This window comes from Leifsonia sp. L25 (assembly GCF_050632895.1).
On the sequence record NZ_JBODRZ010000003.1, the window covers coordinates 1,965,672 to 1,985,282 of the forward strand.

19 protein-coding genes are annotated in these 19,611 nt (G+C 70.4%); 9 read left to right on the forward strand and 10 right to left on the reverse strand.

Translation table 11 applies throughout. The annotated features are described in order from the left end of the window. Positions 1-16: 16 nt before the first annotated feature. Entirely contained in the window at positions 17-820 is an 804-nt protein-coding gene (locus ACRAWC_RS13875; RefSeq protein WP_431348247.1) for a YcnI family copper-binding membrane protein, read from the forward strand. 1 nt (position 821) lies between these two features. After that, entirely contained in the window at positions 822-1,460 is a 639-nt protein-coding gene (locus ACRAWC_RS13880; RefSeq protein WP_431348248.1) for a copper resistance CopC family protein, read from the forward strand. A gap of 72 nt (positions 1,461-1,532) precedes the next feature. Here ACRAWC_RS13880 and ACRAWC_RS13885 read toward each other — a convergent pair whose 3' ends face one another. Continuing rightward, complete coding sequence (locus tag ACRAWC_RS13885) at positions 1,533-1,901, reverse strand: hypothetical protein (protein WP_431348249.1); 369 nt, start codon at positions 1,899-1,901, stop codon at positions 1,533-1,535. A 99-nt stretch (positions 1,902-2,000) separates the two neighbouring features. On the opposite strand from ACRAWC_RS13885, the gene ACRAWC_RS13890 reads away from it, so the two are divergent. Next, complete coding sequence (locus ACRAWC_RS13890) at positions 2,001-4,160, forward strand: ATP-dependent Clp protease ATP-binding subunit (protein ID WP_431348250.1); 2,160 nt, start codon at positions 2,001-2,003, stop codon at positions 4,158-4,160. Positions 4,161-4,182: 22 nt separating this feature from the next. Here the strand turns inward: ACRAWC_RS13890 and ACRAWC_RS13895 are convergent, their stop codons facing one another. Beyond that, on the reverse strand, positions 4,183-4,809 hold the full coding sequence (locus ACRAWC_RS13895; RefSeq protein WP_431348251.1) for an N-acetyltransferase family protein: 627 nt from the start codon (positions 4,807-4,809) through the stop codon (positions 4,183-4,185). 127 nt (positions 4,810-4,936) lie between these two features. Here ACRAWC_RS13895 and ACRAWC_RS13900 point away from each other — a divergent pair, with 127 nt between their 5' ends. Next, the gene (locus ACRAWC_RS13900; RefSeq protein ID WP_431348252.1) at positions 4,937-5,986 is read left to right on the forward strand and encodes a zinc-dependent alcohol dehydrogenase family protein; all 1,050 of its coding nucleotides are present in this window, start codon (positions 4,937-4,939) and stop codon (positions 5,984-5,986) included. Between the two features lie 105 nt (positions 5,987-6,091). Here the strand turns inward: ACRAWC_RS13900 and ACRAWC_RS13905 are convergent, their stop codons facing one another. The 4 genes from ACRAWC_RS13905 to ACRAWC_RS13920 form a co-directional block, all read right to left on the reverse strand. Beyond that, complete coding sequence (locus ACRAWC_RS13905) at positions 6,092-6,682, reverse strand: nitroreductase family protein (RefSeq protein ID WP_431348253.1); 591 nt, start codon at positions 6,680-6,682, stop codon at positions 6,092-6,094. Positions 6,683-6,807: 125 nt separating this feature from the next. Continuing rightward, on the reverse strand, positions 6,808-7,800 hold the full coding sequence (locus ACRAWC_RS13910) for a CorA family divalent cation transporter (RefSeq protein ID WP_431348254.1): 993 nt from the start codon (positions 7,798-7,800) through the stop codon (positions 6,808-6,810). A 165-nt stretch (positions 7,801-7,965) separates the two neighbouring features. After that, complete coding sequence (locus ACRAWC_RS13915; protein ID WP_431348255.1) at positions 7,966-8,478, reverse strand: hypothetical protein; 513 nt, start codon at positions 8,476-8,478, stop codon at positions 7,966-7,968. Positions 8,479-8,541: 63 nt separating this feature from the next. Beyond that, entirely contained in the window at positions 8,542-8,862 is a 321-nt protein-coding gene (locus ACRAWC_RS13920) for a hypothetical protein (RefSeq protein ID WP_431348256.1), read from the reverse strand. Between ACRAWC_RS13920 and ACRAWC_RS13925 the strand changes: the two genes are divergently transcribed. Further along, positions 8,861-9,109, forward strand: coding sequence for a GNAT family N-acetyltransferase (locus ACRAWC_RS13925; protein WP_431348257.1), 249 nt, complete (start codon positions 8,861-8,863; stop codon positions 9,107-9,109). The two genes, ACRAWC_RS13920 and ACRAWC_RS13925, sit on opposite strands and share 2 nt — an antisense overlap. Positions 9,110-9,116: 7 nt before the next feature. On the opposite strand, the gene ACRAWC_RS13930 is transcribed toward ACRAWC_RS13925, so the two are convergent. Genes ACRAWC_RS13930 through ACRAWC_RS13940 form a run of 3 tightly spaced genes read right to left on the reverse strand, consistent with a single transcriptional unit; the run spans position 9,117 to position 13,898 of the window. Next, complete coding sequence (locus tag ACRAWC_RS13930) at positions 9,117-11,027, reverse strand: family 43 glycosylhydrolase (RefSeq protein WP_431349444.1); 1,911 nt, start codon at positions 11,025-11,027, stop codon at positions 9,117-9,119. Between the two features lie 6 nt (positions 11,028-11,033). After that, a complete protein-coding gene (locus tag ACRAWC_RS13935; RefSeq protein WP_431348258.1) occupies positions 11,034-12,851 on the reverse strand; it encodes a glycoside hydrolase family 2 protein in 1,818 nt (605 codons plus the stop codon). A gap of 36 nt (positions 12,852-12,887) precedes the next feature. Then, positions 12,888-13,898: a LacI family DNA-binding transcriptional regulator gene (locus tag ACRAWC_RS13940; protein ID WP_431348259.1), complete on the reverse strand. Its 1,011-nt coding sequence runs from the start codon at positions 13,896-13,898 to the stop codon at positions 12,888-12,890. A gap of 172 nt (positions 13,899-14,070) precedes the next feature. On the opposite strand from ACRAWC_RS13940, the gene ACRAWC_RS13945 reads away from it, so the two are divergent. From ACRAWC_RS13945 to ACRAWC_RS13960, 4 genes are read left to right on the forward strand one after another with little or no spacing between them, the layout of a single operon-like run. Beyond that, entirely contained in the window at positions 14,071-15,384 is a 1,314-nt protein-coding gene (locus ACRAWC_RS13945) for an ABC transporter substrate-binding protein (protein WP_431348260.1), read from the forward strand. Beyond that, positions 15,374-16,387, forward strand: coding sequence for a carbohydrate ABC transporter permease (locus tag ACRAWC_RS13950; protein WP_431348261.1), 1,014 nt, complete (start codon positions 15,374-15,376; stop codon positions 16,385-16,387). The genes ACRAWC_RS13945 and ACRAWC_RS13950 overlap by 11 nt, the downstream gene beginning before the upstream one ends. Further along, entirely contained in the window at positions 16,384-17,301 is a 918-nt protein-coding gene (locus ACRAWC_RS13955; protein ID WP_431348262.1) for a carbohydrate ABC transporter permease, read from the forward strand. Before ACRAWC_RS13950 ends, ACRAWC_RS13955 begins: the two co-directional genes overlap by 4 nt. Continuing rightward, positions 17,298-18,278 carry a glycoside hydrolase family 43 protein gene (locus tag ACRAWC_RS13960; protein ID WP_431348263.1) on the forward strand — a complete coding sequence of 327 codons (981 nt, stop codon included), beginning with the start codon at positions 17,298-17,300 and terminating at the stop codon, positions 18,276-18,278. The genes ACRAWC_RS13955 and ACRAWC_RS13960 overlap by 4 nt, the downstream gene beginning before the upstream one ends. Positions 18,279-18,495: 217 nt before the next feature. Here the strand turns inward: ACRAWC_RS13960 and ACRAWC_RS13965 are convergent, their stop codons facing one another. Further along, positions 18,496-19,566: a threonine aldolase family protein gene (locus tag ACRAWC_RS13965; RefSeq protein ID WP_431348264.1), complete on the reverse strand. Its 1,071-nt coding sequence runs from the start codon at positions 19,564-19,566 to the stop codon at positions 18,496-18,498. Positions 19,567-19,611 lie beyond the last annotated feature (45 nt).

Below are 19,611 nucleotides of genomic sequence, written 5' to 3' on the forward strand. Positions count from 1 at the left end.
GAAATCGGACGAACCCATGAACAGTACCTCCGCGCGCACGACCGCGCGCACCCGCACCTCGCACACCCGCACCCGCACCTCCTGCGTCCGGACGCTGGGCATCGCCGGCGCCGCCTCGCTCGCCGCCGTCGCCCTCACTCTCTCCGGGCCGCTCGCGGCCAGTGCGCACGTCACCGTCGGCCCGAACCAGGCCGCGCCGGGCAGCTACGCGACGCTCACCTTCACGGTCCCCACCGAGTCGGCGACCGCGGGCACCGTGAAGCTGGAGGTCGACCTCCCGACCGACACGCCGCTCGGCTCGGTCGTGTATCAGCCCATCGCCGGCTGGAGCACCCAGGTGGTCACCGAGAAGCTCGCCAAGCCGATCAAGACCGACGACGGGACGGTGAACGAGGCCCCGGTCAAGGTCGTCTGGACAGCCGCGTCCGGCGTGCAGGTGGCGCCGGGCCAGTTCCAGCAGTTCGTCTTCTCGGCGGGCGCGATGCCCGACACCGGCAGCATCCAACTCCCGGTCCACCAGTACTACTCGGACGGCACCGTCGTGAACTGGGACCAGAAGACGCCGGCCTCCGGCGCGGCGCCCGAGCACCCCGCGCCGACGGTCTACCTCAACGACGCGGCCCCGGCCGCGGACGGCACCTCGTCGGGAGTGCTCGCCACCTCCGGCGCGACCGCGCCCGCCGCCGCCTCGCCGGGCGCTGCGGCGGTCGCGATCGGCCTCGGCATCGGCGGACTCGCGCTGGGCGCCATCGCGCTCGTCGTCGCGGTGTTCGCCGCCACCCGCCGTCCGCGCACGGCGGCGGCCCCGAAGGAGCAGTGACATGACGAGAATGACGACGCGCGTGCTCGCCGGGATCGGCGGCATCCTGGCGACGGTCGCGCTGGCTCTGGCGCCCTCCGTCGCCGCGAGCGCCCACGACTACCTGGTGGACGCCTCGCCCGCGAGCGGCGCCACGCAGACCGAACCGCTCACCCAGGTGAAGCTGACGTTCAACGACCGCGTGCTCGACCTGGGCGGAGACGGGTCGTCCGCGATCCTCCGGGTCACGGCGGGCGGCCGGCACTACGAGACGGGATGCCCGACCATCCTCGACGCCACGATGACGGCGCCGGTCGCGCTCGGCGCCGCGGGCGCGTACACGGTGGACTGGCAGATCGTCTCGGAGGACGGCCACACGGCGTCCGGGTCGTACGGCTTCACGTACCACCCGCCGGCCGGAACGTCGGCTGCGCCCGGCAGCGCCGCGCCCGGTTGCGCCGCCCGGTCGAACGTCGTGGCGACCCCCGGCGCCGCCGCGCCCGCGCCGACCTCCACGGCGTCGACGTCCGTTCCCACCAAGGCAGGGTCCGACGACAACCTCGGCCTGGTCATCGGCATCGCGGTCGGCATCGTGGTCCTGGCCCTGCTCGGAGTCGTCATCCTGCTGCTCACGCGCCGCAAGCCCCCGACCACGCCCTGACCGACCACCGCCGAGGGGCGCGTAAAGGCCCCCACGAGCACGTTTCAGGGCGTCTACGTGCCCCGCGGCAGGTCAGGAGTGAGGCCGCTCGGCGCGTGCGTCGTCCCGTGTGCGCTTCCTCGCGCTGGGCGCGTCCAGCAGCGACAGCCAGAACAGCAGGCCCAGCAGCCCGAAGATCACCAGCCCCAGCGCCAGATCGGTCCACTCGAACGGGATGAGCGTGCCGTCGATCGACAGCACGAGCCCGGTCTCCAATATCCCGAACACCAGGAAGAACACCCCCAGCAGCGTGCGGGTGAGCCGGATGCGCCCGCGGCGGTGCACCTCCACGCGCCGCAGCTCGACCATGAGCGTCAGCAGCAGCAGCGGGAGGATCTGCGCGAGCGTGGCTGCGGTCTGGCCGTCGAGCAATACCACTCGCGCGTCCAACGGGTCGATCATGTGAGTCAGGGTAGTCGCGTCGGAATACCCCTGGCACAACCAAAGTTGAGCCTATTAGACTCAACTTTGTCACAGGACTTCGAAAGGAAACCCAGGAGTATGGCGAACATGCAGGGCGCCCCCTCCACGCAGGAGGACGCCAAGAGCGCGCTCGAACAGTACGGTATCAACCTCACCGAGATCGCAAAGAGCGGCAAGCTCGACCCCGTCATCGGGCGGGACGCCGAGATCCGCCGCGTGAGCCAGGTGCTGACCCGGCGCACCAAGAACAACCCGGTGCTCATCGGCGAGCCCGGCGTCGGCAAGACGGCCGTCGTGGAGGGGCTGGCCCAGCGCATCGTCGCCGGCGACGTCGCCGACTCGCTGAAGGGCAAGCAGCTCGTCGCGCTCGACCTCTCTGCGCTCGTCGCCGGCGCGATGTACCGCGGCCAGTTCGAGGAGCGGCTGAAGGCCGTCCTCAAGGAGATCAACGACGCCGAGGGCGAGATCATCACCTTCGTGGACGAGCTGCACATCCTGATGGGCGCCGGCGGCGGGGAGGGCTCGGTCGCGGCCTCCAACATGCTCAAGCCGATGCTGGCCCGCGGCGAGCTGCGGCTGATCGGCGCCACCACGCTCAACGAGTACCGCGAGTTCATCGAGAAGGACGCCGCTCTGGAGCGCCGCTTCCAGCAGGTGTACGTCGGAGAGCCCAGCGTCGAGGACACGGTCGCCATCCTGCGCGGCCTCAAGGGCCGCTACGAAGCGCACCACGGGGTCACCATCGAGGACTCCGCACTGGTCGCCGCGGCCTCCCTCTCCAACCGCTACATCACCGCGCGCCAGCTTCCGGACAAGGCGATCGACCTGATCGACGAGGCCGCCAGCCGGCTGAAGATGGAGATCGACTCCGCCCCGGTGGAGATCGACACCCTCCAACGCCAGGTCGAGCGCATGAAGCTGGAGGAGTTCGCGCTCAAGAAGGAGAAGGACGACGCGAGCAAGGACCGCCTCGAGCAGCTCCGGCAGCGCCTCCACGAGCAGGAGGACACCCTCGAGGAACTGCAGGAGCGCTGGCGTGCCGAGAAGGCCGCGCTCAACCGGGTGGGCGAGTTGCGCTCGCAGCTCGAGGAGGCCAAGACCCGCCGCGACCTCGCGCTGCGCGACGACCGCTACCAGGAAGCCTCCAAGATCGAGTACGAGACCATCCCGAACATCGAGCGCGAGCTGGCGGAGGCCGAGCAGGCCGAGCACAGCCACCCGCGCATGGTGAACGAGCAGGTGACCGCCGACGACATCGCCGCGGTCGTGGCCGCGTGGACCGGCATCCCGGTCGACCGGCTCACGCAGGGCGAGACCGAGAAGCTGCTGAACCTGGAGCACGAGCTCGGCCGCCGCATCATCGGCCAGAAGAAGGCCGTGCAGGCGGTCTCCGACGCTGTGCGCCGCACCAGGGCGGGCATCTCCGACCCCGGACGCCCGACCGGCTCGTTCCTGTTCCTCGGCCCGACCGGCGTGGGCAAGACCGAGCTGGCGAAGGCGCTCGCCGCCTTCCTGTTCGACGACGAGAAGGCGATGGTGCGCATCGACATGAGCGAGTACGGGGAGAAGTTCTCCGTCTCGCGGCTCGTCGGCGCCCCTCCCGGCTATGTGGGTTACGAGCAGGGCGGCCAGCTCACGGAGGCCGTGCGGCGCCGACCGTACTCGGTCATCCTGCTGGACGAGGTCGAGAAGGCGCACCCGGAGGTGTTCGACGTGCTGCTGCAGGTGCTGGACGACGGCCGGCTCACCGACGGCCAGGGCCGCACCGTGGACTTCCGCAACACCATCCTGATCCTGACCTCCAATCTGGGCAGCCAGTTCCTGGTCGACCCGACCCTGAACGAGACCGAGCGCGAGGAGGCCGTGCTGCAGATGGTGCGGCAGGCGTTCAAACCGGAGTTCGTCAATCGGCTCGACGACATCGTCGTCTTCTCGGCGCTCAGCAAGGAGGAGCTCGGCGAGATCGTGGAGCTGAACATCGACCGCCTGATGCGGCGGCTGGAGGAGCGTCGGCTGGAGCTGGCGGTCACCCCGGACGCCCGGCGCTGGCTGGCCGAGCGCGGCTACGACCCGATCTACGGCGCACGTCCGCTGCGTCGGCTGATGCAGCGGGAGATCGAGGACCGGCTGGCCACCGAGCTGCTCGCCGGCGAGATCCGCGACGGCGACACAGTGCGCGTCGACCTCGACCCGTCCGGCGAGCGGCTGACCGTCGCACCGGTCCGCGAGGAGGCCTAGTCACGCAGGCGCGGGCCGGCCGTCAGCGGTCGGCCCCCGTCGCCATCAGCAGATAGCCGAACTGCTCCGCGACGACCGCGAAGCCGTGCCGCTCGTAGAGTCGCTGCGCGCCGCGGTTCTCCTCCCACACGGTGACGGTGAGCCGGCGGTGCGCGGCGAGCAGCCCGGTCAGCACGCTGGAGGCGATTCCGCGGCCGCGCCGATCGGCGAGCACGGCGAGCTCCACGACATGCGTGCGGCCGTCCTCGTGGTGCAGCGTGACGGTGCCCACCGGCTCCGCGCCCTCCAGGACGATGGAGGTCTCGGCGTCGGGGTAGCGGTCGCGACGGTCGGCCGAGTGCGCGCGGTACTTGGGGCCGAGCGCGGGGTCGAGCTCGGCGCTCTGCGCCCCCGGGAGCTCCCAGCGCCGGGCGTCCCGGAAGACGCGCCGGAGGAAGGGCTCGTCCGCGGAGGTCGCCGGCCGCAGCGTCACGGCGCCGGGCCGGACGGCGGCCGGTGTCGTGGACGGCCCGGCGCCGACCGGATCGACCGCCTCGATCGGCTCGACGGGCCGCAGCCGGACGGTCAGCGGCTCGGTGGCGCCGCGCTCGGACACCCCGAGCACGAGCGTGCGCAGCGCCGTCACGGCACGTCGCGACACGTCGGGCACGGGCGATCCTTCCTCGGCTCGTCGCGGCGGGGTTCCGCGGAGCACGGATGCGAGCTTAGGGCATCCACCGGGCGGTCCTCTGGCCCGCAGAGAGGGGTATTCACCTGCCTCGCGTAGGCTGGGAGGCATGCTTGCGACCATCATCCACGGAGAGCGCGACGTCCGCCTCGAAGAAGTCCCCGACCCCGTCCTCTCCACCGGCGGAGACGCCATCGTGCGCGTCGTCGCCGCATGCGTCTGCGGTTCCGACCTGTGGCCGTACCGCGGCGTCACCCCGACTGCGTCACCGCGCCGCATCGGCCACGAGTTCGTCGGCGTCGTGGAGGAGGTCGGCTCCGACGTGAGCACGATCTCGGTCGGCGATTTCGTGATCGCCCCGTTCTACGACTGCGACATGACCTGCGCGAACTGCAAGAACGGCGTCAGCACCTCGTGCCTGCACGGCGGCTGGTGGGGCGCCGACGACCGGCTCGGCGGTTTCGCCGACGGCGGCCAGGGCCAGAAGGTCCGCGTCCCGCACGCCGACGGCTCGCTCGTCGCGACCCCGGAGTACCCGCGGGCGGAGCTCATCCCGAGCCTCCTCACCCTGTCGGACGTCATGGGCACCGGCCACCACGCCGCGGTCTCCGCCGGCGTCACCGAGGGCAGCACGGTCGTCGTGGTCGGCGACGGCGCGGTCGGCCTGTGCGCCGTGCTCGCATCGAAGCGGCTCGGCGCCTCCCGTATCGTCGCCATGTCGCGGCACGAGTCGCGCCAGGCGCTCGCCCGCGAGTTCGGCGCGACCGACATCGTCGCCGAGCGCGGCGATGAGGGGATCGCGGCCGTCAAGGAGCTGTTCGACGGAGTCGGCCCGGACTGCGTCCTGGAGGCCGTGGGCACCAAGGAGTCGATGGACCAGGCGATCCGGTCGGCCCGTCCTGGCGGGATGGTCGGCTACGTCGGCGTCCCGAACGGCGGCGCCGAGCTGCCCATCCGCACACTGTTCGGCACGAACGTCGGCGTGAACGGCGGCGTCGCCCCCGTCCGCAACTACGTGGAGGAGCTGCTGCAGGACGTCTGGTCGGGCGCGATCGAGCCGGGCAAGGTGTTCGACCTGGAGCTGCCTCTGGAGGACATCGCCGAGGCGTACGCCGCGATGGACGAGCGCCGCGCCATCAAGACGCTCGTGCGGCCGTAGTTCTCAAAGCGAAGGAGGGCACGTCGCGTTCGCGACGTGCCCTCCTTCGCGTGTTGCGGGGGTTTCCGGGTACGGGGGTTTCCGGGTTTGCGGGGCGGGAGTGTCTCAGGAGTTGACGAGCACGACCTCGTCGAGCGCACTGCGGGTGCGCGGGGCGAGCTCGCGCTCACGCAGCGGCTCGGGCAGCGAGTCCACGTCGCCGAGCATGCCGACGGCGGTGACGGAGACCGGCACGAAGCGCTCCTCGATGTCGAACGCCGCGCGGATCCCCGCGGGGTCGAAGCCGCCCATCTGGTGCGTGTGGAGGCCGTCGTGGTGGGCCTGGACGCTGAAGTGCGCGACCGCCTGGCCGACGTCGTAGGTCGCCCAGCGACGCTCGTTGCCCTCGGCGTCGACGACCTCGGCGAGGGCGACGACGAGCGCTCCGGCCGCGCCGGCCCAGGCCTGGTTGAAGCCCATCAGGTTGGCGACGATGGCGTCGAACGCCTCGCCGCCGCGCCGGGCGACGATGAACCGCCACGGCTGCGTGTTGTTGGCGGACGGCGACCAGCGTGCGGCCTCCAGGGCGGCGGTCAGCTTGTCGTCGTCGATCACGGCCTCGGTGTCGAAGGCGCGCGGGCTCCAGCGCTCGGCGAGCGCGGGCAGCAGCGGGAAGGACGTGTCGGCGGTGCGGGTGATGGTGTCGGTCAGCGACATGGGATGGAACTCCTCGACGGTGAATACGGGATCACGAGGCTCCATTGCCCGGCTATGTCGATGTGAACACATGGACCTGGGAGAGTATTCCAGAATTCGGTGACGTGTCTCCGAATTCTGGCGCCCTACAACCAGTCCTTCCGCTTGAACGTCAGGTACAGCCCGCCGCAGCCCACGACCATCAGCAGCGTGGACATCCACAGGCCGCCCATCGAGTTGAACCCCGGGTACGGCAGGTTCTGCCCATAGAACCCGGTGACAGCCGCCGGGACCGCGATGATCGCCGCCCAGCTCGTCACCTTCTTCATGATCACGTTGAGGCGGTTGCCTTCCATCGCGATCTGCGTGTCCGACAGCGCCGTCACCAGGTCGCGCAGCGAGTCCGCCCACTCCACGTGGTGCACGCCGCGGTCGTACAGGCCCTGGAACAGCGGGAACAGCCCCGAGCTGACGCAGTCCGCCTCGCGGCGCAGCAGTGCGTCGACCGCGTCGCGGAGCGGAAGGAGGCAGCGGCGCAGGCGGGAGGCCGACTTGCGGAGCTGGTACACGCGGTTCTGGATCACGGCGGGCTTCGCGCCGGGGGCGAGGAGGACATCCTCGATGTCGTCCAGCTCGTCGTCCAGGGCGTTGAGTGCGGCGCCGGCCTCACCGAGCAACTGGTCGAGGACGATCCACAGCAGCCAGCCGACGCCCTGGTCGCGGTGCCGCTTCTCGGTGGTCAGCCGCGCGCGCAGCGGCTCGAAGTCGAAGTCGCCGTCGTGGTCGAGGATCAGCAGCCGCGGCAGCACGTAGATGTGGAGGTCGGCGACGACGAGCTGGAACGTCGGCTCCTCGAGCTGCACCCGGTGGGTGGAGAGGCGCACGTGCTCGCCGGCGACCATCGGCATGTGCCCGGCGGAGGCCGACGCGGGCGGGTGGACGAGGTCGTGCGCGCCGAGGCGGTCGGCGAGCTCGGCGAGCTGCAGTCGGTCGGGGTCCTGGATCTCGAGGTACCCGAACGCGGTCGACGTCTGCAACTCCTCCATGAGCTCGGCGAGCGACCCGACGTCCGTGCGATCGTCCCCGTCGAAGAGCGTCCCCCGAAGCTGGAGCGACCCCTCCTGAACCTGCTGCGACACACGACCTCCTCGTTGGCTGACGCTCCAACCTACGACCTCCCCGCTGAGTCGTCGCCGGTCGACGGTGATGGAGTTCTCAGGAAACGGGCGCGGTGATGCCCCAGTTGTGGTGGCACTTCCCGCGCGCCCGGCCGCTGCCTGGGCGACGCTGACGCGGCGCAGCGCTCAGGGCACCAGGTCCTGGTACTGCGGCAGCGATCCGTCCAGCACCGGTACGTAGAGCGTCTCCGTCATCGTGCTGGTCTGGAACGTCACCGGCGACAGCGACCCCGGCTTGGCGTCGAGGCCGTCGAAGGTGACGGTCTGGCCGTCGGAGGTGCCCAGCTGCACCGACTCGGCGGCCTTCACCGTCACGGTCTCGGAGCCGGCCGGCGTCACGATGCGCACGTCTTCGCTCGACTCGCCCTGGTTGACGAGGGTCGCGACCAGGCTCACCGGCGAGGACGACTGGGCGGTGAGCAGCACGGCGTTGCCGATGAAGATCGGGCCGATGTCGCCGTTCACGCCGTCCGCGGTCTCCTGGATGTACTTGGTGTCCTGCGGGGCCAGCAGGTCGCAGCCGGTCAGGAGGCCCAGCACGGCCACCCCGACGAGTGCGGCGGCGACCCGGCGACGCGTCCGCGCGGGCGTCCCGCCGCGTCGGGCGGTGCGGGGTGCGAAGCCGGCGTCTGCGCTCACGGCGTCAGCATAGTCCCGGCCCGATGCCCGCAGTAGGTCCAATCGCGCGGCCGACGGCGGCGGTCAGCGCAGCCCGAGTCGCTTGAGGGTGTGCTTCTCGCTCTCGCCGTTGTCGGTCTCCACCTCGTCCACCGCGATCGGGATGTTCGGCCCGATCGCCAGCCACACGAAGCCGTCGCGGTGCACCAGCGGGACCAGGTCGGTGGTGCCGTCGCGCAGCAGGGTCCGCACGCGCTTCAGGAGGGCGTAGCCCTCGGACGGCAGGGTGACGTAGGTCTTCCTGCGGTAGTGGACGACGTGCGCCACGGTCTTGGCCTTCAGGCCCGCGATCTCCGCGGCGGGGAACGGTTCGGCGGCGGGCGCGGCGTCCTTCGTGTCGGTCATGGCACGAACGGTACGCCTTCGCGGCCGGCCGCGGCAGCGGACACTGTCGACGGGGGCCCCTGCCCGCGGCCGCCGGGGCCTTCCCCGCGCGCTCGCCGTCGCCCTCGCGGACGCAGCAGGCGGCCGCGGAGTCCGGCACCTGGTGACTCCAGGTGCTGCGGACGACGCGGCCGCCCATGCGCTCTACTCCAGGCTGGGCTTCCGTCCGGCATCGCGCCACGCGTACTGGACGGCGCCCGCGGGCTGAGCCGCTCCTACTGCGCCGGCCCTCCCGCCAGCGCGCTGACGTGCACGTAGTCGAAGCTGCTCGTGTACCCGGCGCCGCCGAGCGAGATCAGCCCGATGCGGGGATGCGCACCCAGGTCGGCGGTCCAGGTGTCGCCGCGGTCCCAGTGGCCGCCGTCGATGCTGGTGTACGCCGTGTAGGTGTCCGTCCCCTGCTGGACACGGTGGACGATGCGAAGGTATGTCCGGTCGGCGACCGGCCCGACCACGCCGTTCCCATAGCTCGGGTATCCCGCGGGCACCGGCGCGACGTGCTTGCCGAACTCGGTCTGCCGGGTGTTCCAGATGCTGTTGGACGTCAGCCGCACGTAGTTGCCGTCGTCGCCGTAGACGATGAGGCCGCCCTGCACGTAGTTGTGGACGCTGCCGTCGTTCGGCGTGCTCACCGACACCTTCGTCTCCACCACGTAGTCGCCCGACGGCGCCGCCTCGGTGAGCACCGACGCGAGCGGAGTGGAGGGCGGCTGAAGGTCGGCCGCCTGGGTCTGCCAGGTCAGCGTCCCGCCCTTCACCGCGTAGGTGGACGGGTCGGGCCGGCGCACCCAGCTCCAGTTCGCGCCGAGCGCGGTCCCGTCGAACTCGGTCGAGCGCGCGAGGTCGGGGCGGCCGGGACGCGGGTCCGGGGCGTACGCCGGCTTGTACGCCGTACGCTGACCGGGCTGTGCCGCCGGGCCGGGCATGACGGAGTCCGACGGTCCCGCCCCGGCGCGCACCGACGGCCAGCCGCCCTGCCAGTCGAGCGGGTCGATCAGCACCGGGCGCTTCGTGTAGCCGACGTCGCCCGCGTAGTACGGGTCGTTCTTGTCGACTGCGTGGTAGACCATCCAGTCCTGGCCGCCGAAGTCGGTGACCACGGCGGTGTGTCCGGCGCCGACCCAGCGGTTGCCGTTCTGCGCGAGCACCGGGGTGCCGCCGACGCGGTTGGCGAGGATCGGCACGCCGTCCCGGTCGACGAACGGCCCGAGCGGGCTGCGCGACCGCGCGGCGAAGACGCTGTAACCGGTGAGCGGACCCGCGCAGCAGTTCGTCGCGGACCCGAGGAAGTAGAACCAGCCGTCGTGCTGCACGATGTTCGTGCCCTCGTACCGGTTGTCGATCGCGATCGGCGTCTCGGTGGACGAGATGGAGGCCAGGCCGTCGGCGCTGAGCTTCCGGGCGAAGACCCCGCCGAAATAGCTGCCGAAGTAGACGTAGCTCGTGCCGCCGGTCGTGATCACCTCCGGGTCGAACTCCCAGCGCCGCGCGTTCGGGTCGGCCGGATGCGCCTGCGGGGCGACGACCGGGGTGCCGGTGTCGGTCCACGGGCCGGTCGGGCTGCCGCTGGTCGCGACGCCGACCGCCGAGCCGCCGCCGGGCAGCGCCGAGTCGGAGGCTGCGTAGTAGAGGAAGTAGCGGCCGTTGCGGAAGACGACATCCGGCGCCCACATCGACCCGTTCGCTCCGAGCCACGACGGTTTCTGCGGGAACGCGTCGCCCACGTAGTTCCAGTGCGTGAGATCGGCGGAGCGGTACATCGGGACGTTGTGCATCACGAGCGACCCGTCCGCAGCCTTCTCGGTCGCGGTGAGCGCGTCGGTCGTGCAGTAGAGGTACCAGTCCGTGTCGCCGTTCGTGGCGCCGTGGATGACCGACGGGTCGGCGCAGCTCTCCGCCGTCTCGCCGGAGGGAGCTTCAGCGTCATCGGGTTCTGGTAGCTCCCCGGCATCGCGGGGCGCCCCGACGCCGAGACACCGGCCGCGACGCCGGGCGAGCCCCCTGGCGACGACGCCCCAGGCTCCGCGGCCGTCGCGGGCGCGAACGGCAACAGTGCGACGGTGGCGGCGATCGCGAGAGCGATTGTCGTGGTGCGCATGAAGACTCCTTCGTCTGGATGGATGGATGGTGCTTCAGGCCTCCTGGCCGGTCACCGCCCGGCGGATGCGCGCGAGCGGGACCTTCGGCTTCCGGTCCTCGAACACGAGCCCGTTGGTCTCCTGGCCGGTGTCGGCGAGCTGGGTGTAGCAGAAGCCGGCGAGCCCGTCGCTCGCCCGGACGGCGTCGAACAGCGCGTCGAGCCGGTCGGCGAACTGGTCGGCCGTCGCGGCGGACGAGTAGCCCCAGGCGTCGTCGCTCGGCCGTTCGATGTAGGAGATGCCGCCGAACTCGGTGAGCATGATCGGCACATCCAGCCGCTGCGCGCCGTCCACGACGAGCCTGCGGCCGGGGAAGGTGTGCGACGAGCTCAGGATGTGCTCGCGCGAACGGTACCGCTCGCGGACCGCCTCCGGGTCGGCGTCGTAGTCGTGGATGCTCAGGATGTCCGACTCCACGTGCTCCCAGCCGTCGTTGGACACCACCGGCCGGGACGGGTCGAGCGTCTTGGTGGTGTGGACGAGCGCCTTGGCGTACGCGACCATCCGCTGGTCGTGGGCGAGGTGCTGCACGCCCCAGCTCTCGTTGAGCGGCACCCAGGTGACGATCGACGGGTGCGAACGGTCACGGTCGAGGATGGCGATCCACTCGGCCATCGTCCGCTCGACCGCGTCGGCGTCGAACGCGTAGGCCGCCGGCGCCTCCGCCCAGATCAGGAGACCGAGCCGGTCGGCCCAGTACAGGAAGCGCGGGTCCTCGTACTTCTGGTGCAGTCGGGCCGCGTTGAAGCCGAGCTCGAGGATGAGCTCGGCCTCGCGCCGCAGCCCCTCCGAGTCGGGAGCGGCCGAGTGCGACTGCGGCCAGTAGCCCTGATTGAGAACCGACCGCAGGTACACCGGCCGGTCGTTGAGGAGGTACTGGCCGTTCTCGACCGCGATCGACCGCAGGCCGAGGTAGGAGTGCACGACGTCGCCGGTCGCGCCGCCCGCGGTCACCGCGATGGTGGCGTCGATCAGGGTCGGGCGCTGCGGCGACCACAGCAGCTCCTCGTAGGCCTGGCCGTTCTGCTGCCGGGCGACCGGCACGACGAGCTCGGCGCGCGTGCCGGAGACGACGACCTCCACCGACGCCAGCGACTGCTCGACGTGCGCCAGCTCCAGCCGCACGCGCGACCCCTCGGGGAGGCGTTGGGAGAATCGCAGGTCGGCGGTCACGATGCCGCGGTGGATGTCACTGCTCCAGTGCACCTGGGCCACATGGAGGGCGGGCACGCCCTCCAGCCAGACCGGCTGCCAGATCCCGGTGGTCCGGTGGTACCAGATGGAGTGCGGGCGCTCGCGCCAGTCCTGCTTGCCGCGCGGCTGGGAGACGTCGAACGGGTCGTCCTCGGCGCGGACGGTGATCGTCAGCTCGTCGCCTTCGATCAGGTCGGTGATGTCGAACGTGAAGGGCGTCTGGCCGCCCTCGTGGCGGCCGGCCAGCCGGCCGTCGATCCAGACCTCGCACCGGTAGTCGACCGCGCCGAAGTGCAGGAGCGTGCGCTCGCCCTCGGGGAGGTCGTCCACCGCGATGCGGCGCGCGTACCAGACGACCGGGTGGAAGCCGGTGTCCCCGACTCCCGAAGCCGGCGACTCCGACGGGTACGGGACCTCGATCCGGCCGGGGAAGTCGTCGCGGCGCTCCCAGTGCTCGGCGTGGCCGCGGTCGTCGTCGTCGAACGCGAAGGTCCAGGTGCCGCCCAGGTCGAGCCACGCGGGCCGGATCAGCTGCGGCCGCGGGTGGCTGCCGTCCTGGTCGCTGGCGCGCAGGGCGGGTCCGGACGAGCGGTGTCTGGTGGGGATGGAGTCGAGCACGCCCCAAGCATGCCGCAACTATCCAGCGCTGTAAAGTCAGAAAATCGCGGGCGCGCTCTCCCGCGTCACCAGGGTGTACGGGACGAGCTCGTGCCGCCCCACGCCCCCGAAACCGGCGACGCGCTCCAGCAGCATGTCCATGGCCCGCGAGGCCAGTGCCCGCATGTCCGGGGCGATGGACGTCAGCGACGGGTAGGTGACCTCGGTCATCGGGGTGTCGTCCCAGCCCGTCACCACCACGTCCTCCGGCACCCGCACCCCGCGCTCGTGCAGGGCGCGCAGCGCGCCGATCGCGGCGAGGTCATCGCGGCAGACCAGCCCGTCGAACTGCAGCCCGGCGTCGAGGGCGGCCCCGACGGCGGCGACCGCGCTGGACGCGCTGATCGCCGTGGTGGAGATCAGCAGGCCCGGTTCCGGCGTGATCCCGGCCTCCTCGAGCGCCTGCTGGTAGCCGGCGATGCGCAGGGTGGAGGTCCGCGTCAGGCCGCCGGCCTCGTGGCCGACGAAGCCGATCCGGCGGCGGCCGTGCGCGATCACGTGCGCCGTCGCCGTGCGGGCCGCTGCGACGTTGTCCACCATGAGCTGGTCGACGGTGAGCGGCGCCGCGTTCTCGCCGAGCACCACGAGAGGGATGTCCGCGCGGTTCTGCGCCAGCTCTGTCGAGTTCATCAGGCTCGGCTGGAAGAGCATCCCGTCGACCAGCCCGGACTCGCTGGCCGAGACGACCGCGCGCTCGCCGTCCAGAGTGCCCTCGGTCTGCTCCAGCAGCACGCGGTAGCCGCGCTCCTCCGCGGCGTCGGCGATGACCCGGGCGAGCTCGGCGAAGTAGGGGATCCGCACGTCGGCGAAGGCCAGCGCGATGAGTCCTGTGCGCCCCGTCGCCAGGCGACGGCCCATGACGTTCGGCCGGTAGCCGAGCTCGTCGATGGCCTTCTGGACGCGCTCGCGCATCTTGGCGCTGACGTGCGGATAGTCGCGCACGACGTTGGAGACGGTCTTCATCGAGACGCCCGCGTACTCCGCGACGTCCTGCAAGCGAACAGCCATGTCGGCTCCTGTCTCCGTGGCACTGTGAGCACGAGTGTACCGTCGGAGGAAATCCGCTACCGCTTGACAGCAAATATCTAGCGCTGTAAACATGCAGGGACACCATCGGCCCCTCCTCGGAACAGACCGCCGCATCTCAGCGGCTGCGGGGAGCACTCAAGGGAGAGATCACATGAAGAAGCGATTCGCGGTGCGCGCGGTCGCAGCCGCCGTCACGGTGGGGCTGGGCCTCGCGCTGACGGCGTGCGGAAGCAACTCGGGTTCCGGAGGCTCCGAGGTCTCCTCGGGCGACTACACCGGCCCGAAGGTGACCATCAGCTTCTGGAACGGCTGGACCGGCGGCGCCGCCCCGGTCCTCGTGCCGAAGATGATCGACAAGTTCAACTCCGAGCACAAGAACATCGTCGTCAAGGACGTCCCGATGCAGTGGTCGGACATCGCCCAGAAGATGCCGCTCGCGGTCAAGGCCGGCAAGGGCCCGGACGTCGCCGTCGGCCACGGCGACGACATCGCCACCTACGCGGCCCAGGGCCTCGTGCTGAAGGCCGACTCGATCGTCAAGTCCCTCGGCTACTCGGCGAACGACTTCCCCGCGGGCCTGATGGACGCCGGCAAGTACAACGGCGCCCAGTACGCAGTGCCGTGGAGCGTGACGCCGCTCGGCCTCTACGTCAACAAGGACGTCCTCCAGAAGGCCGGCGTCGACCCGAGCTCGATCCCCGCGGACAAGGCCTCCTACGAGGCGGCCCTCGCCAAGCTCAAGACGGCGGGAGTCCAGGGCGAGTGGGTGGACGGCTACGTGTTCACCGGCACCTTCGAGTTCGAGAGCCTGCTCTGGCAGTACGGCGGCGACCTCTTCGACAAGCCGGTCACGAAGGCCACCTTCAACTCCGAGGCCGGAGTCAAGGCGCTGACCTGGATGACGGACCTCATCAAGAACGGCTACAGCCCGTCGAACGTCGCCCAGGACGGCAACATCAACGCCCTCATCGCCGGCAAGACCGCGTTCAACTGGAACGGCGTCTGGCAGACCACGAACACCGCGTTCGGCAAGCTGAACTGGCAGGCCGTTGCTGTGCCGCAGATCGGCGACAAGAAGGCCGTGTGGTCGAGCTCCACCCACTGGATGTTCATGAACAACAAGGGGCAGGACAAGAACAAGACCGCCGCGGCCGCGACGTTCGTCAAGTGGATGAACGACAACTCGGCCGACTGGCCCAAGACCGGTGAGCTGCCCGCCAAGAACTCGGTGCGCGACGACCCCAAGCTGGTCAAGGACTACCCGGCCCTGAAGCCGTTCCTCGACGAGCTGCCGTACGCCCACTACGAGAGCACGGCGCCCGGCATCAGCAGCGTGGAGGCCACGATCACCACCGCGGTGAACGAGGCGATCACGGGCAAGAAGAGCCCGCAGCAGGCGCTCGACGACGCCGTCGCCAAGGCGAACGCGCTGATCAAGCAGAACAAAGACACCTATGGCAACTGACACCGACTCGCTGGTGGCGCCCCGGGAGACCGGGGCGCCCCGCCCGCGCGGTTCGGCACGGTCCGCCCGGTCGACCCGGTCCGCACGCGGTGCGGCCGGACGGCCGGGCGGCCGTCGTCGCACGGGCGTCGCCTACCTCTTCCTGGCGCCGTTCCTGGTGCTGTTCCTGGTGTTCGTGCTGGCTCCGGCCGTCTTCGGCCTGTGGATCAGCCTCACCAACTGGAGCCCGTTCCGCGCGACGCAGTCGTTCGTCGGGCTGAAGAACTACCTCGAGCTGTTCACCCCCGGCAGCGCGACCTCCGGTGACTTCTGGCAGTCCATGCTCGCCACCGGCATCTTCACCGTGGCGAGCGTGCCGTTCCTGCTGCTCGTGCCGTTGCTGGTCGCCGTGCTGCTGAACCAGCGCATCCGCGCGGGCTCGTTCTTCCGCGCGATCTTCTTCGCCCCGTACGTGCTGGGCGTCGCCGTCATCGGCGTGATCTGGAAGTACCTGCTCGACACCCAGTCGGGCATCGTCAACCACGTGCTCGGGATGATCGGCCTGCCCGACAACCTGCCCTGGACCGTCGACGTGCCCTGGGCGTGGATCTCACTGGTCGGCGTCACGGTCTGGTGGACGATGGGCTTCAACACCGTCATCATCCTGGCCGGCCTCAAGGGGATCAGCGCCGACCTCTACGAGGCCGCTGCGCTCGACGGTGCGGGTCCGTTCCGCCAGTTCCTCAGCGTCACCCTCCCGGGCCTCCGGCAGGTGATGACCTTCGTGGTGACCATCACGATCCTCGCCAGTGCGAACATGTTCGGCCAGTCGTTCCTGCTCACCAAGGGCGGCCCGGGCAACCAGACCCGCACGGCGATCATGTACATCGCCGACCAGGGCCTGTCGCAGAACAACATGGCGGCGGCATCGGCCATGAGCTACGTGCTGTTCGCCTTCCTCGCCATCATCAGCATCGTCAACTTCCGCATTCAGCGGGAGCGGTCAGAGAAGAGCGCCTCATGACGACCGTGACCTCCCGCCCGGACTCCGGGCGACCCGCCCCGGACGGGGCCGAGCCGAGCCGGCGCATCCGGGCGCGGCGCAAGCAGACCCCGCAGCAGGCGCTCCGCAAGAGCGTGCTCTACGCGGTGCTGATCGTGCTGGCGCTCCTCGTGTTGCTGCCGCTGCTGTGGATCCTGCTGACGTCGTTCAAGACCGACGGCGACGCCATCCGCAACCCGTACTCGGCGCTGCCCAACCCGTTCTCGTTCGACGCCTACGCCACCATCGCGAACGGGCAGCAGCCGGTGTTCCGCTGGTTCCTCAACAGCCTGGCGGCTGCGGCGCTGCAGTCGGTGATCATCCTGGTCACCGCCTCCCTCGCCGCGTACGCGCTCGCCCGGCTGGAGTTCGTGGGCAAGCGGATCGTGTTCGGCCTGATCGTGGCGACGCTGCTGGTGCCGCCGGTCATCTTCCTCATCCCGAACTACCTCATCGTGCAGAACCTGGGCTGGCTCGACTCCATCTGGGCCATCACCATCCCGGGAGCCGCGAGCGCCTTCGGTGTGTTCTTCCTGCGGCAGTTCTTCATCGGGCTGCCCGCCGAGATCGAGGAGGCCGCGCGCATCGACGGGGCGGGCGACCTGCGCATCTTCCTGCAGATCGTCGTCCCGCTGGCGCGGCCTGCGCTGGCGACGCTCGCGGTGCTGAGCTTCCTGGCCAACTGGAACGACTTCCTCTGGCCGGTGTACGTGCTGCTGAGCCCGGAGAACCTGACGCTGCAGCCTGGACTGTCCCAGCTCCAGGGCGCCTACTCGACGCACTTCGCCATCGTCATGGCGGGCGCGGTCGTCGCGTCGGTCCCGGTGCTCATCCTCTTCTTCTTCGCGCAGAAGCAGATCGTGGAGAGCGTCGCGACCAGCGGGGTCAAGGGGTGAGGCGCAGGCGGGTCGGTGCGGCGGCGGGCACTGTGCTCGCCGCCGCGTTCGCTCTCGGGGCGCTCGCGGGGTGCTCGGCGGACGCTGCAGCGCCGAGTGCGTCGCCGACGACCGCCGCGTTCCAGCTCGACCGCGACTTCCCGGACCCGGGTGCGCTCGTGGTCGGCGACCGCGTCTACGCGTACGCGACGAACGCGCCGGGCAAGAATGTCCAGTTCGCCACGAGCGCCGACATGCGGCACTGGGCGATGAGCGATACCGATGCCCTCCCGGACCTGCCGTCGTGGGCCACGCCGGGCAAGACCTGGGCTCCCGGGCCTGCCGCGCTCCCGGGCGGCCGGTTCGCGCTGTACTTCACTGCGACGGACGCGGCCAGCGGCCGTCAGTGCATCGGCGCCGCGTTCGCGACCGACCCGGCCGGCCCCTTCACGTCGCCGTCCGCCACTCCGCTGGTCTGCCCGGTCGATGAGGGCGGCGCGATCGACGCGAGCGTGTTCACGGAGGACGACGGCACCCGGTTCCTGGTGTGGAAGAACGACGGCAACTGCTGCGGGCTCGACACCTGGATCCATGCGCAGCGGCTCTCCGCCGACGGGACCGCGCTGGTCGGGGCCGGCACGAAGCTGATCAAGCAGACCGAGCCTTGGGAGGGCCACCTGGTCGAGGCGCCCGTGATCGTGAAGCACGCCGGCTCGTACGTGCTGCTGTATTCGGCGAACGACTACGGCGGCGACTCGTACGCGACCGGCGCGGCCACGGCGGCCGGCCTCCTCGGCCCGTACGCGAAGCACACGGGCCCGATCGTGTCGACGGCCGGCAGTGGAGGTCGTTACCTCGGCCCGGGCGGCGCCGACCTGGTGACCTTCCGTGGGAAGGACTGGATGCTGTTCCACTCCTGGGACGACGCGGCCGCCTACCGCGGTCTCCATGCCGTGCCGGTGACCTGGCGCGGTGGCGTGCCGGTGCCCGCGACCTGACCCTCCCCGAGGTTCGGCTGATACGACAGGCGTTAACCACGATGCCGGGCGGTGTGGATACTAGGGTTACTCCACACAGCCCGGCATACGTTTCGGGGTTATCGCTGGAGGATTATTCGGGTTCCTCCGTCGACTCTTAGAGACTATCGCATGTGTCGGCCAAATGGAGGACATGTTTGTACCCCGGCCTGTCCCCAGTAGAGGGGGTGCGGCCCGATCAGGCCGCCAGCTCAGCGACCAGGGCCGCGACGAAGTCGTCGATGTCCTGCTCGGTGGTGTCGAAGGAGCACATCCAGCGCACCTCGTGGCGGGCCGCATCCCAGTCGTAGAACCGGAAGTGCTGCCGCAACCGGTCCGCGACGCCGGCCGGAAGCGTGGCGAACACGCCGTTCGCCTCGGTGGCCTGACTGAAGCCGACGCCCTGGATGCTGCCGTCCGCGATCCCGGCCTCCAGCGCGCCACGGAGCCGGGAGGCCATCGCGTTGGCGTGCGACGCCGAGCGCAGGTAGAGGTCGTCGTGCAGCAGGGCGATGAGCTGCGCGGAGATGAACCGCATCTTGGACGCGAGCTGCATGTTGAGCTTGCGCAGGTAGAGCAGGCCCTCGGACGCGGCCGGGTTGAGGACGACGACGGCCTCGCCGTACAGCATCCCGTTCTTGGTGCCGCCGAAGCTGAGCACGTCGACGCCGGCGTCGGTGGTGAACTCCTTCAGCGGCACGCCGAGGGTGGCGGCGGCGTTGGAGATCCGGGCGCCGTCCAAGTGCAGCTTCATGCCGCGGGCGTGCACGTGGTCGGCGATCGCGCGGATCTCCTCAACGCTGTAGGCGGTGCCGAGCTCGGTGGTCTGCGTGATGGAGACGGCGAGCGGCTGCGCACGGTGCTCGTCGCCCCAGCCCCAGGCCTCGCGGTCGATGAGCTCGGGCGTCAGCTTGCCGTCCGGGGTCTCGACCGTCAGCAGCTTGAGCCCGCCGACCTTCTCGGGGGCTCCGGCTTCGTCGGTGTTGATGTGCGCGGTCTTGGCGCAGATCACCGCTCCCCAGCGCGGCACCATCGACTGCAGGCCGACGACGTTCGCGCCGGTGCCGTTGAACACCGGGAACACCTGCACGCCGTCGCCGAAGTGCTGCGCGAAAACCTCATGGAGGCGTTCGGTGTACACGTCCTCGCCGTAGGAGATCTGGTGCCCGTTGTTGGCGGCGGCGATCGCGTCGAGGATCTCCGGGTGCACACCCGCGTAGTTGTCCGACGCGAAGCCGCGCAGGTTGAGGTCATGGAGTTGAAGCGTCACTGTTCCATCCTAGATTCGCTGAAAGCGCGGCCCCGATTCGGCACG

Coding starts and splice junctions, on each gene's coding strand:
- ACRAWC_RS13875 (WP_431348247.1), top strand. CDS start 17: ATGAACAGTACCTCCGCGCGCACGACCGCGCGCACCCGCACCTCGCAC.
- ACRAWC_RS13880 (WP_431348248.1), top strand. CDS start 822: ATGACGAGAATGACGACGCGCGTGCTCGCCGGGATCGGCGGCATCCTG.
- ACRAWC_RS13885 (WP_431348249.1), bottom strand. CDS start 1,901: ATGATCGACCCGTTGGACGCGCGAGTGGTATTGCTCGACGGCCAGACC.
- ACRAWC_RS13890 (WP_431348250.1), top strand. CDS start 2,001: ATGGCGAACATGCAGGGCGCCCCCTCCACGCAGGAGGACGCCAAGAGC.
- ACRAWC_RS13900 (WP_431348252.1), top strand. CDS start 4,937: ATGCTTGCGACCATCATCCACGGAGAGCGCGACGTCCGCCTCGAAGAA.
- ACRAWC_RS13905 (WP_431348253.1), bottom strand. CDS start 6,682: ATGTCGCTGACCGACACCATCACCCGCACCGCCGACACGTCCTTCCCG.
- ACRAWC_RS13925 (WP_431348257.1), top strand. CDS start 8,861: ATGGCACGAACGGTACGCCTTCGCGGCCGGCCGCGGCAGCGGACACTG.
- ACRAWC_RS13920 (WP_431348256.1), bottom strand. CDS start 8,862: ATGACCGACACGAAGGACGCCGCGCCCGCCGCCGAACCGTTCCCCGCC.
- ACRAWC_RS13940 (WP_431348259.1), bottom strand. CDS start 13,898: ATGGCTGTTCGCTTGCAGGACGTCGCGGAGTACGCGGGCGTCTCGATG.
- ACRAWC_RS13945 (WP_431348260.1), top strand. CDS start 14,071: ATGAAGAAGCGATTCGCGGTGCGCGCGGTCGCAGCCGCCGTCACGGTG.
- ACRAWC_RS13950 (WP_431348261.1), top strand. CDS start 15,374: ATGGCAACTGACACCGACTCGCTGGTGGCGCCCCGGGAGACCGGGGCG.
- ACRAWC_RS13955 (WP_431348262.1), top strand. CDS start 16,384: ATGACGACCGTGACCTCCCGCCCGGACTCCGGGCGACCCGCCCCGGAC.